We start from the raw sequence: 15,460 nt of genomic DNA, 5'->3' as shown, positions 1-15,460 counted from the left end.
TTGGGCGCCGCAAGCCTATGCCCGAGCCCGCCGGCCCTGGTGAGCTGTGCGCTCCCCACGGAGAGGTGACCTGCCATGTCCGACACCGAGTCCCTGCTCGACGGCCTGCCCGCCGACCTGATCTTCCGGCTGCCGCCGTCCTTCGACACCGTCGAGGAGGAACGCCGCCACCGCAAGGAACGCCTGGCCGCCGCGCTGCGAATCTTCGGCAAGCTCGGGTTCGAGGAGGGCGTCGCCGGACACATCACCGCCCGCGACCCGGAACGCACCGACCACTTCTGGGTCAACCCGTTCGGCATGTCCTTCAAGCACGTCAAGGTCAGCGACCTGGTGCTGGTCGACCACCACGGCACCGTGGTCGAGGGCCGGTACCCGGTCAACCGGGCCGCGTTCGTCATCCACTCGACCGTCCACCGGGCCCGCCCGGACGTGGTGGCCGCCGCGCACAGCCACTCCACCCACGGTCGGGCGCTGTCCGCCCTCGGCCGCCGGCTGGAGCCGATCACCCAGGACGTGTGCGCCTTCTACCAGGACCACACCCTGTTCGACGACTACACCGGCCTGCTCACCGACCTGGAGGAGGGCGAGCGGATCGCCGCCGCGCTCGGCCCGCACAAGGCAGTCATCCTGCGCAACCACGGCCTGCTGACCGTCGGCTCCACCGTGGACGCCGCCGCCTGGTGGTTCATCACCATGGAACGCTCCTGCCAGGTCCAGCTCCTCGCCCAGGCGGCCGGGCCCACCGTCCCGATCTCCCCGGAGAACGCCGCCCTCACGTACCGGCAGATCGGCAACGACCTGGCCGGTTGGGTCAACTACCAGCCGCTCCACGACCAGATCACCCGCGAACAGCCCGACCTGTTCGACTGACCCGCCGTCACTTCTTCGCCCGGCTCGGCTGCACCCGCGGCGGCTCGCCCGGCATCTTCGGGTGGTCCGGCGGGTACGGCAGGTCGCCCGCGTCCTGGTGCGCGTACAGCTCCAGCACGCGCTCCAGGGAGGCGGGCCGCTCCGCCATCCCGGCGTGCAGGTCGCCGAGCTCGGCGAACCGCTCGGGGAGGGTGCGCAGGGTGAAGTCGGCGGGGGAGACCTGTTCGATCTCCTCCCAGCGCAGCGGGGTGGAGGCGGTGGCCTGCGGGCGGGGGCGCAGCGAGTACGGGGAGGCGATGGTGCGGTCGCGGGCCATCTGGTTGTAGTCGACGAAGATCCGCTCGCCGCGTTCCTCCTTCCACCACTTGGTGGTGACCTCGCCGCCGGTGCGGTGCTCCAGCTCGCGGCCGAGCGCGATGACGGCGTGCCGACAGTCGGTGAACGTCCACCGCGGCTCGATCGGCACGTACACGTGCAGGCCCCGGCCGCCCGACGTCTTCGGCCAGCCGGTCAAGCCGAACTCCTCCAGCAGCGGCCGTAGTTGGAGCGCGGCGCGGACGGCGTCGGTGAAGTCGGTGCCGGGCTGCGGATCGAGGTCGATGCGCAGCTCGTCGGGGTGCTCGGTGTCCGCGCGGCGCACCGGCCACGGGTGGAAGGTGAGACAGCCGAGGTTGGCCGCCCACAGCACGGCCGCCTCCTCGGTCGGACAGATCTCGTCGGCGCTCCGCCCGGACGGAAAGGCGATCCGCGCGGTCGGCAGCCACTCCGGCAGCCCCTTCGGCGCGCGCTTCTGGTAGAAGAACTCGCCCTCCACCCCGTCCGGGAAACGCTGCAACGTGGTCGGCCGGTCCCGCAGACCGCGCAGCACCCCCGGAGCGACGGCCAGGTAGTACTCGGCGACGTCCCGCTTCGTGTACCCGGGCTCCGGGTAGTACACCTTGTCCGGATTGGTCAGCCGCACCGTCCGGCCGCCGACCTCCAGTTCCACAGCAGAAGCCATGCCCCCACGCTAGGCGCGGGCCGCCCGTCGACCGCGCGTTGCGCCACCTCGGGCGTGGCGGGGAGCCGAGGCGGCCGTCGGATCGACGGTGCGGCGTCAGGCCCGCCGAGGCGGCGTCGGGCCGCCGACACGCCGGGCGGGTCCGACACGCCGTGGGGCGGCGGGCGGGACAGCGACCATCGGAGGCATGCAGCTACCCGTGATGCCGCCGGTCTCGCCGATGCTCGCCAAGGCCGTGGCCGCGATCCCGCCCGACATGCAGTACGAGGCGAAGTGGGACGGCTTCCGGGCGATCGTGTTCCGCGACGGCGACGAGATCGAGCTCGGGTCGCGCACCGGCAAGCCGCTGACCAGGTACTTCCCCGAAGTCGTGGCGGCCGTCCGGGAGCAGCTGCCCCAGCGGTGCGTGGTGGACGGCGAGATCGTCGTCGCGCACGACGGGCGGCTGCACTTCGAGGAACTGCTGGAGCGCATCCACCCCGCCGCGTCCCGGGTCCGCACGCTCGCCGAACGCACCCCGGCCTCGCTGGTCGCCTTCGACCTGCTCGCCCTGGACGACGACGACCTCACCGCCCGCCCGCTGGTCGAACGCCGCGCCGAACTCGTCCAGCTGCTGGCGGACGCCGCCCCGCCCGTCCATCTGGCCCCCGCCACCACCGACCTGGAGACCGCCCGCACCTGGTTCTCCCGCTTCGAGGGCGCCGGCCTGGACGGCGTGGTCGCCAAACCGCTCGACGCCCCCTACCGGCCCGGCGAACGGACCATGTTCAAGGTCAAGCACACCCGCACCGCCGACTGCGTGGTGGCCGGCTACCGCGAGCACAAGAGCGGCCCCGTGGTCGGTTCCCTGCTGCTCGGCCTGTACGACCCCGGCGGGCGCCTCCAGCACGTCGGCGTCAGCGCCTCCTTCCCGATGGCGCGCCGCCGCGAACTCGTCGAGGAACTCGCCCCGTTGCGACTGGACGGCGACGACCTGACGGGCCATCCGTGGGCGGCCTGGGCGGACGAACAGGCCCAGGCCGCGGACCGGCTGCCCGGCGCGGTCAGCCGCTGGACCGGCAAGAAGGACCTGTCCTGGGTACCGCTGCGCCCCGAGCGGGTGGCCGAGGTCGGCTACGACCACATGGAGGGCACCCGGTTCCGGCACACCACCCAGTTCAAGCGCTGGCGGCCGGACCGCACACCGGAGAGCTGCACGTACGCGCAGCTGGAGGAGCCGGTCTCCTACGACCTGGGCGAACTGCTGCGCTGAGCGGCCGAGTCGATCAGCGCGGCGAAGCCGTCCAGCAGGCGCTGCAGCCCGAAGTCGAAGAGCTGGTCGAGGTCGAAGTCGTAGCCCTCCGTGGTGAGTCGGAGGAAGGTGGGGTGTTCGGCGACCAGCTCCATGAACTGGGGCTCCTGCTGGTCCATCCAGGCCTCGGCGTCCTGCCCGGTGGCGGCCTCGGCGGCGGCCTCCATCTCCAGGTTGAGCGCGGTGCCGCGGACGTAGTTGAACAGCGTCAGGTAGGCGGTGAGCACGGTCTGCAGATCCAGGCCCTCGGCGGCCAGGGTGGACAGCACCCACTCGCCGAACGGCAGGGCGTTGGAGAGTGGTTGGGGGCGGGTCATCGACAGTGCGGACGCCAGCCAGGGGTGCGCCCGGAACACGTCCCAGAGCAGCCGGGCGGCCAGCTCCAGCCGGGCCCGCCAGGGCAGTTCGGCGTCGGCGGCGGAGAACCCGACGGCGGTGAAGACCTGCTCCATCATCAGGTTGACCAGGCCGTCCTTGTCGGGGACGTGCCGGTACAGCGACATGGTGGCGGCGTCCAGCTCGGCGGCGACCCGGCGCATCGACAGCGCCTCCAGGCCCTCGCTGTCGGCGATCTCCACCGCCGTCGCGACGATCCGGTCCGTCGTCAGGCCGCCCTCCACGGTGAGCCGACGGGGGATCTGCCGCTCGCCGGCGGCCGGGCGGGCCGACGCTTGCGTCCGAGCGGGTGCGGCGGCCTCGGCGACCACCGTGCCGACGCCGGGGACCACCCGGACCAGGCCCTGGCCGCGCAGCTCCGCGAGCACCTTGGTGGCGGTGGCCATCGCCACGTTCCAGCGGCGGGTGATCTCCCGAGTGGACGGCACCCGGTCGCCGGGCCGCAGCTCGCCGCGCTCGATCCGCTGCCGGAGTTCGCCCGCGATCTGTTCGTAGCGGTCCACCCGCTCCACCTCCGCACTAGTGCACCAGTCGGCCCATGCTAGCTGCCCGCCGCGGCACCGGATCAGGGTTCCGACCTTCTCGGAGCGCACTAGTGCACTAGTGCAGCAATTCGTAAATCCTTGCTGTATCGGTTGCTCGGGGCGGCGCGTACGGCGTACGTTCGGTGTCATGAAGAATGCGGACATCCTCGTCTCCGGCGGCGGCATCGCCGGACCCACGCTGGCGTACTGGCTACGCAAGGCCGGCTTCCGTCCCGTCGTGGTGGAGCGCGCGCCCGGGCCCCGCCCCGGCGGGCAGGCCGTCGACCTGCGCGGCGCCGGACGCACCGTCATCGACCGGATGGGCCTGCTCGACCAGGCTCGGCAGCTCGCCGTCGACCAGCGCGGCCTCGCCCTGGTCGACCGGAACGGCAGGCGCCTCGCCGAACTGCCCACCGAGGCCTTCGGCGGCGAAGGCATCGTCTCCGACCTGGAGATCCTCCGCGACGACCTCGCCGCCGTGCTCCACCGGGCCACCGCCGACGACGTCGAATATCTCTTCGACGACACCGTCACCTTCCTCTGGGAGGACGCCGACGGAGTGGACGTCGCCTTCGAGAAAGCCCCGCCGCGCCGCTTCGACCTGGTGGTCGGCGCCGACGGCCTGCACTCCACCGTCCGCCGCCTCGCCTTCGGCCCCGAGAGCGAGCACGTCGTCCCCATCGGTGGCTACACCGCCTGGTTCACCGCCCGCCTCGACCTCGACCTCGACGACTGGTTCCTGATGTACAACGCCCCCGGCGGGCGGGTGGCGATGGCCCGCCCCGGCCGGGCGCCCGGCGAAGTCAAGGCCGGACTCAGCTTCCGCTCCGCCCCCCTCGCCCACGACCGCCGCGACCGCGCCGCCCAGCAGCGCCTGCTCACCGACCGCTTCGCCGGGGCCGGTTGGGAGGTCGACCGACTGCTCGCCGCGATGGCGGAGGCCGACGACTTCTACTTCGAACACCTCGGCCGGGTCCGTCTCGACCGCTACACCCGCGGCCGCACGGCCCTGATCGGCGACGCCGCCTGCTGCCCCACCCCCCTCACCGGCCTCGGCACCAGCCTCGCCCTGGTCGGCGCCTACCTGCTGGCCGGCGAACTCGCCACCGCCGAAGGCGACTTCACCACCGCCTTCGCCCGCTTCCAGGACCGGATGAAGCCCTACGCGGCCAAGGCCCAGGAACTCCCCCCGGGCGGCATGGCGGGCTACGCCCCCAACGGCCGCGCCATGATTGCCCTCCGCGCCGCGTCCATGCGCTGGATGACCCGCCGGCCCCTGCGCACCCTGATGGCGGCCCAGGCGGCGAAGGCGAGTGACGTGGCGCTGCCGGACTACGCCAACGCGCCTTCTTCGCAGCGGAGTTGAGCGCACCGTCGGGAGCGGCCGAACCAGCGCGTCGCGCAGGACCATGGCGACCGGGTCGGCGGACCGGTCGAGCTCCAGCTCCGCGCCGGGCCCGTAGGCCGCCCGCTCGTCGGGCGTCTGTTCGGTGAAGAGCGCCTGCCCGTTCCGGGAGTGGATCCCGAGCCGGTCGACGCCGGTCTTCTCCAGGATGTCCCGCAGCTGCGCCGCGTCGCAGTGCGCCATCGCGGGGGCCGACAGCAGCAGCGCCGTGCCGACGTCCGCCCCGGTGAACCCGAGCAGCGTGGGCGGCATCTCGTCGTCGGGGAGGAACATCACCTTCCCATCGGCGGTGACAGGAGCGAGCGCCCCGCCCTCGAACAGCGCGGTGAGCATCGCCTCCGGCGCGGGCTCGTGCTGGTCGGTGCGGCTGTCGAGAAGTCGGCGAGACGTGTGTTCGACGGCTCGGTCGCGCGGCGCGGCGCAGTGTCCGGACAGCGGGTGTCGGCGGTGGGCGGCATGATCATGCGTCATGCGCTGTGACATCTGTGACCACGAGTCGGCCAAGTGGGATCTGCCGCCGAGCCGGTGGACCCGTGAGATCTGGATCTGCACCTGGTGCTTCGCGGTCGTGCGGGTCGGTGGCGACGGTGCGACCGTCCGGCAGGCGTACAGCGAGTGGGACTTGCGGTGGGAGGCGGCCTGGACGGACATGCTGCCGGACGCCCGGCGGCACGCGTACGGGTACTTCCGGCGCACGCTGTGCGGGATCGAGCGGCCGGACCTGACCGGCTCGCCGTTCGGCATGTGGGGCGGCGGCCGGGACGAGTGCCCCGACTGCACCGCCGCCGCCCGGGCCATCGACGCCCGGTGGCCCGAGGACCGGCGCGACGACCTCGGACGGATCCTGGTGCCCGCGTCCGGGCCCGCGCCGGTCCACCCGTCCGAGCGGGACCCGCTGCCGGACGAACTCGGCCACCCGGACGTCCGGTTGCCGGAGGCGCGACGGAGCCCGCACACGCGGGTGCCCGTGGGACCGCAGCGCACCTGCGGCGTGATCGGTGACGGCCCGTCGGCGGTGCGCCTGCCCGCCTGCTGGGCCGGGTACGGGATCGGCCCCTACCGCCCGTACGACGAGCAGGACCGGACCTTCGCCTGGTTCCAGGCCTACGCGCCGGACAGCGTGCCGCCGTTGGACGAGGCGTCCTTCGTCGGCGACTACGCGTGGTTCGGCGAGATCGGCGAGCCGCTGGACCACCGCACCGCCGTGACGGACCGGATCGCAGCCGAGCTGGCCCGGGACGGGCTCGAACTCCCGGCGGATTTCCTGGCGTTGATCACCAGGGCCGGGCTGCACCGCTGCCTCGACCGGGTCGGCGGCGGCGCGTGGACGGACGTGGCCGGCCCGGTGCCCAGCCCGCTCGACCCGGCCGACCGGCTGGTGGCGTTCTTCCGCGACCAGCAGAGCTGCATCGTCTGGTACCTGTACCTGCACCACAACGGGCAGTCGGCGGTGGTCAGTTCGGACCGGGACCTGACCTCGGAGCCCGGCCTCCGCTACGGACCGGACGGCGAGGTGGTCGTGCCGAAGCCCCCGGAGCTGTTCTGGAACGCGCCGAGCACCGAGATCTTCGCCTACCGCTTCTTCGTCGAGGGCAGCCTCATCGACGCGATCGAGGAGCGCAGGCGGCCGGACGAGGTGGACCCCGAGCACCTCGCGTACCTGGCGCACTACCTGCCGGGCGTGAGCGACGGCGGACGGGCCCGGCGGGGTGCCGGGGTCGACCCGGGGGAGGGCGCTGCCGGTCGGGGAGCCCCGCCGTTCTGAAGAGGCGGCTCCGGTCCTCGTGGGGGAGGACCGGAGCCGCGCCCGACTCATGGCGTCAGCCGGTGAAACCGGCCGTGATGGTGCTGAACTGCCAGTCGCTCTGAGCGATGCCGGAGCAGGTCTCCTGCAGGCCGCCGCCCGCGCAGCCACGGTCGCGGTTGACGGACCAGAAGGCGAGGCGGGCGATGTGGTTGGTGTTGGCCCAGTCGCGGATCGCGGTCCAGTTGGCGATGGAGGTGGTCTCGTTGTTGTCGCTGAGACCGTTCATGCCGGAGATGCCCAGGTGCGAGTAGGCGGTGGCGTCGTCCCAGCCGTACACCGACTTCAGCTTGTTCTTCAGGCCGTTGGCGGCACTGACGGTGGCGGCGTACATGTCGGTCGAGGCGTTGCCGAAGTCGAACGGCATGATGGTGAAGACGTCGATGTCCGCGCCGAGCGCCTTCGACTGCTCGATCAGCCGGTTGCCGTCCGCCGTCGGCCCGCTGATGGCGGTGCCGAAGGTGACGATGGTCCGGATGCCCGGGTTCTTCTGCTTGACGATCTTCAGCGCGCCCAGGATGCGGTCCTGGACGGTGTAGTTCTCGAACTCGTCGGTGTTCTCGATGTCGATGTCGATCGCCTTCAACTGGTAGGCGTCGATCACCTTCTGGTAGGCCCCGGCCAGCGCGGTGGCGTCCGCGCAGTTCGGGCCGAGCTTGTTGCCCGACCAGCCGCCGAACGACGGGACGACGTCACCGCCGGCCGCCCGCACCGCGTTGATGGTCTGCTGGTCGACGCCGTTGAGCAGCGGCCGCTGGCTGTCCCAGGTCGGGTTGCAGCCGTTCTGCGCCAGCACGAACGCCAGGGTGAACCACTTGATCCCGCTGGCGTTCATCACCGTGGTCGGCGACGGCGGGTTCCCCCATCCGTTGTACAGGTACGGCGCGGCCTGCTTGAAGCCGCCCGGCGTGCCGCCACCGCCCGAAGGGGTGGTCACGGCGAGGGAGTTGGAGGCGGCGGAGGCGTTGCCTGCGGCGTCGTGGGCCTTGACGGTGAAGGTGTAGGCGGTGGAGGCGGTGAGGCCGGTGACGGTCGCGGTGGTGCCGGTGACGGTGGTCGCCAGGGTGCCGTTGCGGTAGACGTCGTAGCCGGTGACGCCGACGTTGTCGCTCGACGCGCCCCAGGAGAGCGAGACCTGGGTGGCGGCGGTCGCGGTGGCGACCAGGCTGGTCGGGGCGGTGGGGGCCTGGGTGTCCGCGGGGTTGCCGCCGGGGCCGTCCAGGCTGACGTCGTCCGCGTAGTAGGTGCCCTGGCCGAACCAGCCGTTCAGGTACACCTCGGCGCTGGTCTGGGCGGCGCCGGTGGTGAAGGTCACCGACAGCTGCTTCCAGTCGGACGCCGACGGCGTCCAGGTCGAACCGGCGCCCGTCACGCCGAGGTACACGTAGTTGCCGCGCACCCAACTGGACAGCGTGTACGTGGTGTTGGGCTGCACCGCGACGGTCTGCGCGCACTTCGCGTTGTCCGACGCGGTGACCGCGCCGGCCAGCGCCTTCGAGCCGCCGTGCACGGGGGTGGAGACGACCGAGCCGGTGCCGCCCGAGCAGGACCAGCCGCTCAGGGCGCCGGTCTCGAAGCCGGGGTTGGTCAGGATGTTCGCGGCGCTCGCGGAGCTCGGGACGGCCGCGATCGCGGCGCCCGCCAGCAGCAGCGCGGCGGCGCCGACCGCCGTGGCCCGGCGATTGGGGGCATGCATGGGGGACCTCCAGTGGGGGATGGGGGTTGGAGGTGCGGGGAGCGCGACAATAAAATGGACTGGACCAATCCCGACTGTCAAGACCAGGTCAAGGTGCGGACGGCCCGGAGACCCGCCGTCGGGGCCCGTCGCGCTGCTCCGTCCGGGTGCCTTCCGGCACGCCGCGGACCGCCCCGCCACCCTGCTCGGGCACGATCGTTCAGCCCTGCTGTGGCACCCGTTAAGAATTCCTCGATGGACCGCACCCACCGTGACCAGGCAGATTTCACCCTGCCCGGCCGGTCGACCGCCGCACGCCGGGCCACCCACGGGACTGCCGACCCTGCGCAGCCCCGAACCCGGGCCTGCCGACCGCAGGACCGCCCGCACTTCGCGTCAGGAGCCCTCGCAGTGAAGGCACTCGTCAAGCTGGACGCCGCCCCCGGCCTGTGGATGACCGACGTCCCGGAGCCGGAGATCGGCCCCGGCGACGTCCTGATCAAGGTCCTGCGCACCGGCATCTGCGGCACCGACCTGCACATCCGCAAGTGGGACGGCTGGGCCCAGCAGACCATCAAGACCCCGATGACCATCGGCCACGAGTTCGTCGGCGAGGTCGCCCGGATCGGCGCCGCCGTCGCCGACATCAACGTCGGCGACCTGGTCAGCGGCGAGGGCCACCTGGTCTGCGGCAAGTGCCGCAACTGCCTGGCCGGCCGCCGCCACCTGTGCCGCAACACCATCGGCCTGGGCGTCAACCGGGACGGCGCGTTCGCCGAGTACGTCGCACTGCCCGCCTCCAACGTCTGGGTGCACCGCGTCCCCGTCGACCTCGACGTGGCCGCCATCTTCGACCCGTTCGGCAACGCCGTGCACACCGCGCTGTCCTTCCCGATGGTCGGCGAGGACGTCCTGGTCACCGGCGCAGGCCCGATCGGCATCATGGCCGCCGCCGTCGCCAAGCACGCCGGCGCCCGCAACGTGATGATCACCGACGTCTCCGAGTACCGCCTGGAGCTGGCCCGCAAGCTCGGCGTGACGCTCGCCCTGGACGTCTCCAAGCACACCATCGAGGACGGCCAGCACCAGCTCGGCCTGCGCGAGGGCTTCGACGTCGGCCTGGAGATGTCCGGCCGCCCCGAGGCCATGCAGTCGATGATCGCCAACATGACGCACGGCGGAAAGATCGCCATGCTCGGCCTGCCCGCCGACGAGTTCCCGATCGACTGGTCCGCCGTGGTCACCTCGATGCTCACCATCAAGGGCATCTACGGCCGCGAGATGTTCGAGACCTGGTACGCGATGTCCGTGCTGCTCGAAGGCGGACTCGACCTCAGCCCGGTGATCACCGGCCGGCACCCCGTCCAGGAGTTCGAGGCCGCCTTCGACGAGGCCGCCGGCGGCAACTGCGGCAAGGTCATCCTCGACTGGACCACGCTCTAGACCGCCCCTCGGCAAGCCAGCCTGCTGACCCTTCGTTAGGAGCGACACCCCCGTGTTCGACACCGTCCGCGACGACCTCGCCGCCACCCTCGCCGAGATCCGCGAAGCCGGCCTGTTCAAGCCCGAGCGCGTCATCGGCACCCCGCAGTCCGCCGAGATCACCGTCACCTCCGGCACCGGCGGCCAGGTGCTCAACTTCTGCGCCAACAACTACCTGGGCCTCGCCGACCACCCCAAGGTGGTCGACGCCGCCAAGCAGGCGCTGGACCGCTGGGGCTACGGCATGGCGTCCGTCCGCTTCATCTGCGGCACCCAGGACGTGCACAAGGAACTGGAACAGCGACTGTCCCACTTCCTCCGCCAGGAGGACACGATCCTCTACTCCTCCTGCTTCGACGCCAACGGCGGCGTCTTCGAGACCCTGCTGGACGAGCGCGACGCGGTCATCTCCGACGCCCTCAACCACGCCTCCATCATCGACGGCATCCGCCTCTCCAAGGCCCGCCGCCACCGCTACGCCAACCGCGACCTGGCCGACTTGGAGCAGCAGCTCAAGGCCACCCAGGACGCCCGCCGCCGGCTGATCGTCACCGACGGCGTGTTCTCCATGGACGGCTACATCGCCCCGCTCGCCGAGATCTGCGACCTTGCCGACCGCTACAACGCCATGGTCATGGTCGACGACTCGCACGCCGTCGGCTTCGTCGGCCCCACCGGCCGCGGCACCCCCGAGCTGCACGGCGTGATGGACCGCGTCGACATCATCACCGGCACCCTCGGCAAGGCCCTCGGCGGCGCCTCCGGCGGCTACGTCGCCGCCCGCCGCGAGATCGTCGCCCTGCTGCGCCAGCGCTCCCGCCCGTACCTGTTCTCCAACTCGCTCGCCCCGGTGATCGCCGCCGCCTCGCTCACCGTGCTCGACCTGCTGGAGACCAGCGGCGACCTGCGGGCCAAGCTGGCCGCCAACACCGCGCTGTTCCGCACGAAGATGACCGAGGCCGGATTCGAGATCCTGCCCGGCGAGCACGCGATCGCCCCGGTCATGATCGGCGACGCCGCCAAGGCCGGACGCCTCGCCGAGCTGCTGCTGGAGCGCGGCGTCTACGTGATCGGCTTCTCCTACCCGGTGGTGCCGCACGGCGCCGCCCGGATCCGGGTCCAGCTGTCCGCCGCGCACAGCACCGAGGACGTCGAGCGCGCCGTCGCCGCGTTCATCGACGCCCGGGCCGCGCTCGGCGAGTAGGACCCCAGGCCAGGCGCGGAGCAACCCTCAGTCCGCGCCGTCCCCCGGACGGGCCGCCACCCTCCCATCCCCCGGCGGCCCGCCGAGGCGCGGGGAGCCACCCCCCGGCTCCCCGCGCCACCTCCGCGCACCCGTTCGGAGCACCCCCGCGGCGCTGGCAGAATTGACCCGTGATCGACGCACGACGGCTGCGGACCCTGCGGGCCGTGGCCGACCACCGGACCGTGACCGCCGCGGCGGCCGCGCTCTACCTCACCCCCTCCGCCGTCTCCCAGCAGCTCGCCGCCCTCGAACAGGAGACCGGCCACACCCTGCTGATCCGGGACGGCCGGGGCGTCCGCCTCACCGCCGCCGGCGAGATCCTGCTCGGCCACGCCGACGCCGTCCTCGCCCAACTGGAACGCGCCGAGGCCGACCTGGCCGCCTACAGCTCCGGCGCCGCCGGCGAAATCACCGTCGCCGCGTTCGCCACCGGCATCGCCATGGTCCTCGCCCCCGCCATCGCCGCCCTCGCCGGCACCGACCCCGGCCTGCGGGTCAAGGCGCTCGACGCCGAGGGCGACGCCAGCCTGCCGATGCTGCTCGACGGCCGCGCCGACATCGCCGTCGCCGTCGAGTACCGCGGCGCGCCCCGGCCCGACGACCGGCGACTCACCCGGCTCGCGCTGTACGCCGAGCCCTTCGACGCCGTCCTCCCGCTCGCCCACCCGCTGGCCGCCGGCACCGGCCCCGTCGCGGTCGCCGAACTCGCCGCCGAACCGTGGATCGGCCCCTACCCCGGCAACCCCTGCCATGACGTGGTCCTGCTGGCCTGCGAGAACGCCGGCTTCCAGCCCCGGCTGGTGCACTCCTCCGACGACTTCAGCGCCGTCACCGCGCTCGCCTCGGCCGGCGCGGGCGTCGCCCTCGTCCCGCGCTCCGCGCTGCGCGGCACCGACCTCGGCCGGGTCGCCGTCCGCCCCGTCGACAGCGCCCTCGCCACCCGCAAGGTGTTCGCGGCGACCCGGGCCGGCGCCGAACTCCACCCGCTGATCCGGCCCGTGCTGCACGCCCTCGCCGACGCCGCCGCCCACCTCGACCGGCCCGCCGTCCAACGGGCCTGACGGACCGCCACCGGAAAATCGTTCGACGGCCGCCGCTGCGCCCACTACCGTCGGTGCCCGAACGAACGACACCGGGAGGGGGCGCCACGATGGAGCGGCAGGAGCAGGACCAGCAGCGGGATCCGCGCGCCCTCGCCTGGTCGCCCGAGCAGCGCGTCGAACGGCGGGCCGCCCTGGTGGCGCGGATACGCGCGGCCAACGCGGAGACGCTGGAGAGGCTGGCCGACCTGTGAGCCCCGGGCAGCCGACCGACTACCTCGACGAGGACGACATCGGCCACCTGCTGGGCGAGGTCGCCACCGTCCGCGAGCAGTCCCTGCTGCAGTCCGCGCTGGGCCGCCCCCGGGCCTCGGTGTTCGGCGCCGACGCCTACCCCGACGTGTGGGCCAAGGCGGTCGCCCTCGGCGAATCCCTCTCCCGCAACCACCCCATGACGGACCGGAACAAGCGCACCGCCTTCGAGTCGATGCTGCTGTTCCTCGACTACAACCACCAGCCCTACACCGACCCGCACCCCGACGTCGCCGTCGACTTCGTGCTGCGCCTGGCCCAGGGCGGTTACGCGGGCCGACCGGCGGACGCGGTCGCCGACTTCCGCCGCATGCTGTCCAACTGACCGCCCGATCGGGCCCGGCGCTCCGCACCGCCGGGTACGGCCACTCCTGTTCCGACTGCTCAACACGGGTCTGGCATATGCTGCCGGTTGGTCCGCCGACCGTCACCGACCCGCAGGAGTGCCCAGATGAGCGATCACGAGACCGACCGCACCGCCCTTCCGATCGGCGTCGTCGGGCTCGGCGACATCGCGCAGAAGGCGTACCTGCCGGTCCTCACCGCCCAACCAGGCCTGGACCTGCGGCTGATGACCCGGGACGCGGCCAAGCTGGACCGGATCGGCGACGCCCACCGGATCCCGTTCCGGACCACCGACCTGGACGAACTGATCGACTCCGGCATCCGGGCCGCGTTCGTGCACGCCGCCACCGACCAGCACGTCCCGATCGTCGAGAAGCTGCTCACCCGCGGCGTCGACGTGTACGTGGACAAGCCCCTCGCCTACGACCTGGACGGCGCCCGCCATCTGGTCGACCTGGCCCGGACCACCGGCCGCTCGCTGATGGTCGGCTTCAACCGGCGCCACGCCCCCGGCTACCTGCTGGCCGCCGAACGCCCGCGCGACCTGATCGTCCTCCAGAAGCACCGCGAAGGGCTGCCCGAGCAGGCCCGCACCCTGGTCTACGACGACTTCATCCACGTGGTGGACACCCTGCGCTTCCTCGCCCCCGGCGAGATCGAGCACGTCGACGTCCGCTCCCGCACCCGCGACGGACTGGTCGAGCACGTCGTGCTCACGCTGGCCGGCCAGGGCTTCACCGCGCTCGGCCTGATGAACCGGGTGTCCGGCTCCACCGAGGAGATCCTCGAAGTGTCCGGCGCCGACTCCAAGCGCGAGGTCCACAACCTCGCCGAGGTGATCGACCACAAGGGCCAGCCCACCGTCCGCCGCCGCGGCGACTGGGTGCCGGTCGCCCGCCAGCGCGGCATCGAACAGGTGGTGCTGCACTTCCTGGACGCACTGCGGGCCGGTAAGACCCTGGACGCGGGCGACGCGCTGCGCACCCACGAGCTGTGCGAACTGATCGTGGAGCGGATCGAGTCCGCCGCCTGACGGACCGTCAGGACCCTGCGGGGTGGGTCGCTCGAACGAGCGATTCACCCGATCGGTGATCACCCCGGAAGGATCAGTTCCGCCGGTGCCGTGACGGGGCATGCGCCCAGCAGAGAAGCCGCGCATGCACCGCCGGCCGCGGCGGCCGCCCGGATCGGCGGCGCGCGGCGCAACTGTACGGTGGCGAACGAGACCTGACCGCAGGAGAGCCACGTGACCGCACCCGACTCCGGGCACCCGCCCCACGAAGGGGAGCACCCGGACGGCCGGCACCACGGGGAGGACCATCCGGACCGGGTGACGTTCCACGCCGGCCGCGAAGGCGTCTCCTGGGAGGCCCCGGACACCCCGGCCAACCGGCGCGCCCTGCTGCTCTCGCTCTCCATCGTCGGGACGGTCGCCACCATCACCGTCCTCGCCATGAACGCGGCCGGCATCATCACGGCGCTCCCCATCGGCAGCAAGTCCGGCGACGCCGTCAGCACCCAGTCCCCACCGGCCCGGCCGTCCCCGGCCCCCGCGCCGTCACCGACTCCCTCTCCGGCCCCCTCGCCCGTCCCTTCGCCGTCCGCCGAGCCGAGCCCCGGAGTCCGCGCGCCGCGCACCGTGTCGTTCCAGATCGACGTGGTCAGCAGCGGCTACGAGCTGATCGACCTGGACGCGCCGAACGACAAGCCGCTCTCCGCCCTGGTCGGCGACGACGCCTGGAACGCCATGTCCGAGGCCGACCAGAAGGCCTACGAGATCGTCGTCCACGACCACCCCGCCCCGACGGTCGTCCTCGGCAACCTCGCCGCCGTGCTCCCGGCCGGCGTCGACCTCACCGAAGCCACCTGCCGCGAAGCCGCCCGCGCCGGCACCATCAAGAGCTTCCGCTACCACACCGCCGCCGAACGCCCCACCAACGACGCCAAGGGCATCCGCGTCGGCGCCACCCTCTGCCTCACCAGCAGCAAGGGCGCGGCGATCGCCGTCACCATCACCGACATGCCGTACGACATCGGCCTGGTCAAGGTCGACGTCACCAGCTGGTGACC

Annotated in this window: 15 protein-coding genes; 12 read left to right on the top strand and 3 right to left on the bottom strand. The window is 72.5% G+C overall.

The genetic code is table 11. From position 1 onward, the window contains the following. Window positions 1–75 precede the first annotated feature (75 nt). On the top strand, window positions 76–870 hold the full coding sequence (locus ACI1MP_RS01855) for a class II aldolase/adducin family protein (protein ID WP_404867499.1): 795 nt from the start codon (window positions 76–78) through the stop codon (window positions 868–870). A 7-nt stretch (window positions 871–877) separates the two neighbouring features. Here the strand turns inward: ACI1MP_RS01855 and ligD are convergent, their stop codons facing one another. Beyond that, on the bottom strand, window positions 878–1,870 hold the full coding sequence (gene ligD, locus ACI1MP_RS01850; protein ID WP_189273059.1) for a non-homologous end-joining DNA ligase: 993 nt from the start codon (window positions 1,868–1,870) through the stop codon (window positions 878–880). Between the two features lie 187 nt (window positions 1,871–2,057). On the opposite strand from ligD, the gene ACI1MP_RS01845 reads away from it, so the two are divergent. Further along, window positions 2,058–3,122, top strand: coding sequence for an ATP-dependent DNA ligase (locus ACI1MP_RS01845; protein ID WP_404867498.1), 1,065 nt, complete (start codon window positions 2,058–2,060; stop codon window positions 3,120–3,122). On the opposite strand, the gene ACI1MP_RS01840 is transcribed toward ACI1MP_RS01845, so the two are convergent. After that, the gene (locus tag ACI1MP_RS01840) at window positions 3,095–4,060 is read right to left on the bottom strand and encodes a TetR/AcrR family transcriptional regulator C-terminal domain-containing protein (protein ID WP_404867497.1); all 966 of its coding nucleotides are present in this window, start codon (window positions 4,058–4,060) and stop codon (window positions 3,095–3,097) included. The genes ACI1MP_RS01845 and ACI1MP_RS01840 overlap by 28 nt on opposite strands. Window positions 4,061–4,229: 169 nt before the next feature. On the opposite strand from ACI1MP_RS01840, the gene ACI1MP_RS01835 reads away from it, so the two are divergent. The 3 genes from ACI1MP_RS01835 (at window position 4,230) to ACI1MP_RS01825 (ending at window position 7,251) form a co-directional block, all read left to right on the top strand. Then, complete coding sequence (locus ACI1MP_RS01835) at window positions 4,230–5,447, top strand: FAD-dependent monooxygenase (protein ID WP_404867496.1); 1,218 nt, start codon at window positions 4,230–4,232, stop codon at window positions 5,445–5,447. A 150-nt stretch (window positions 5,448–5,597) separates the two neighbouring features. Beyond that, complete coding sequence (locus tag ACI1MP_RS01830) at window positions 5,598–5,966, top strand: hypothetical protein (RefSeq protein WP_404867495.1); 369 nt, start codon at window positions 5,598–5,600, stop codon at window positions 5,964–5,966. After that, window positions 5,956–7,251, top strand: a complete 1,296-nt coding sequence (locus ACI1MP_RS01825) for a hypothetical protein (protein WP_404867494.1) — start codon at window positions 5,956–5,958, stop codon at window positions 7,249–7,251. Before ACI1MP_RS01830 ends, ACI1MP_RS01825 begins: the two co-directional genes overlap by 11 nt. Before the next feature lie 55 nt (window positions 7,252–7,306). On the opposite strand, the gene ACI1MP_RS01820 is transcribed toward ACI1MP_RS01825, so the two are convergent. Then, window positions 7,307–8,986, bottom strand: coding sequence for a carbohydrate binding domain-containing protein (locus ACI1MP_RS01820; RefSeq protein ID WP_404867493.1), 1,680 nt, complete (start codon window positions 8,984–8,986; stop codon window positions 7,307–7,309). A 390-nt stretch (window positions 8,987–9,376) separates the two neighbouring features. Here ACI1MP_RS01820 and tdh point away from each other — a divergent pair, with 390 nt between their 5' ends. The 7 genes from tdh (at window position 9,377) to ACI1MP_RS01785 (ending at window position 15,458) form a co-directional block, all read left to right on the top strand. Beyond that, complete coding sequence (gene tdh, locus ACI1MP_RS01815; protein WP_043911954.1) at window positions 9,377–10,408, top strand: L-threonine 3-dehydrogenase; 1,032 nt, start codon at window positions 9,377–9,379, stop codon at window positions 10,406–10,408. A 52-nt stretch (window positions 10,409–10,460) separates the two neighbouring features. Further along, the gene (locus tag ACI1MP_RS01810; RefSeq protein ID WP_404867492.1) at window positions 10,461–11,651 is read left to right on the top strand and encodes a glycine C-acetyltransferase; all 1,191 of its coding nucleotides are present in this window, start codon (window positions 10,461–10,463) and stop codon (window positions 11,649–11,651) included. Between the two features lie 170 nt (window positions 11,652–11,821). Then, the gene (locus tag ACI1MP_RS01805; protein WP_380331111.1) at window positions 11,822–12,754 is read left to right on the top strand and encodes a LysR family transcriptional regulator; all 933 of its coding nucleotides are present in this window, start codon (window positions 11,822–11,824) and stop codon (window positions 12,752–12,754) included. Window positions 12,755–12,843: 89 nt separating this feature from the next. Further along, entirely contained in the window at window positions 12,844–12,987 is a 144-nt protein-coding gene (locus ACI1MP_RS01800; RefSeq protein WP_363474597.1) for a hypothetical protein, read from the top strand. Next, complete coding sequence (locus tag ACI1MP_RS01795; RefSeq protein ID WP_380331106.1) at window positions 12,984–13,370, top strand: type II toxin-antitoxin system death-on-curing family toxin; 387 nt, start codon at window positions 12,984–12,986, stop codon at window positions 13,368–13,370. The genes ACI1MP_RS01800 and ACI1MP_RS01795 overlap by 4 nt, the downstream gene beginning before the upstream one ends. A gap of 126 nt (window positions 13,371–13,496) precedes the next feature. Further along, complete coding sequence (locus ACI1MP_RS01790) at window positions 13,497–14,423, top strand: Gfo/Idh/MocA family protein (protein ID WP_380331103.1); 927 nt, start codon at window positions 13,497–13,499, stop codon at window positions 14,421–14,423. A 213-nt stretch (window positions 14,424–14,636) separates the two neighbouring features. Continuing rightward, window positions 14,637–15,458, top strand: a complete 822-nt coding sequence (locus ACI1MP_RS01785; RefSeq protein ID WP_380331100.1) for a hypothetical protein — start codon at window positions 14,637–14,639, stop codon at window positions 15,456–15,458. Window positions 15,459–15,460: the final 2 nt, after the last annotated feature.

The sequence above is a fragment of the Kitasatospora griseola genome (assembly GCF_044999035.1).
GTDB lineage: Bacteria > Actinomycetota > Actinomycetes > Streptomycetales > Streptomycetaceae > Kitasatospora > Kitasatospora griseola.
This window is presented reverse-complemented; position numbering and strand designations above follow the sequence as displayed.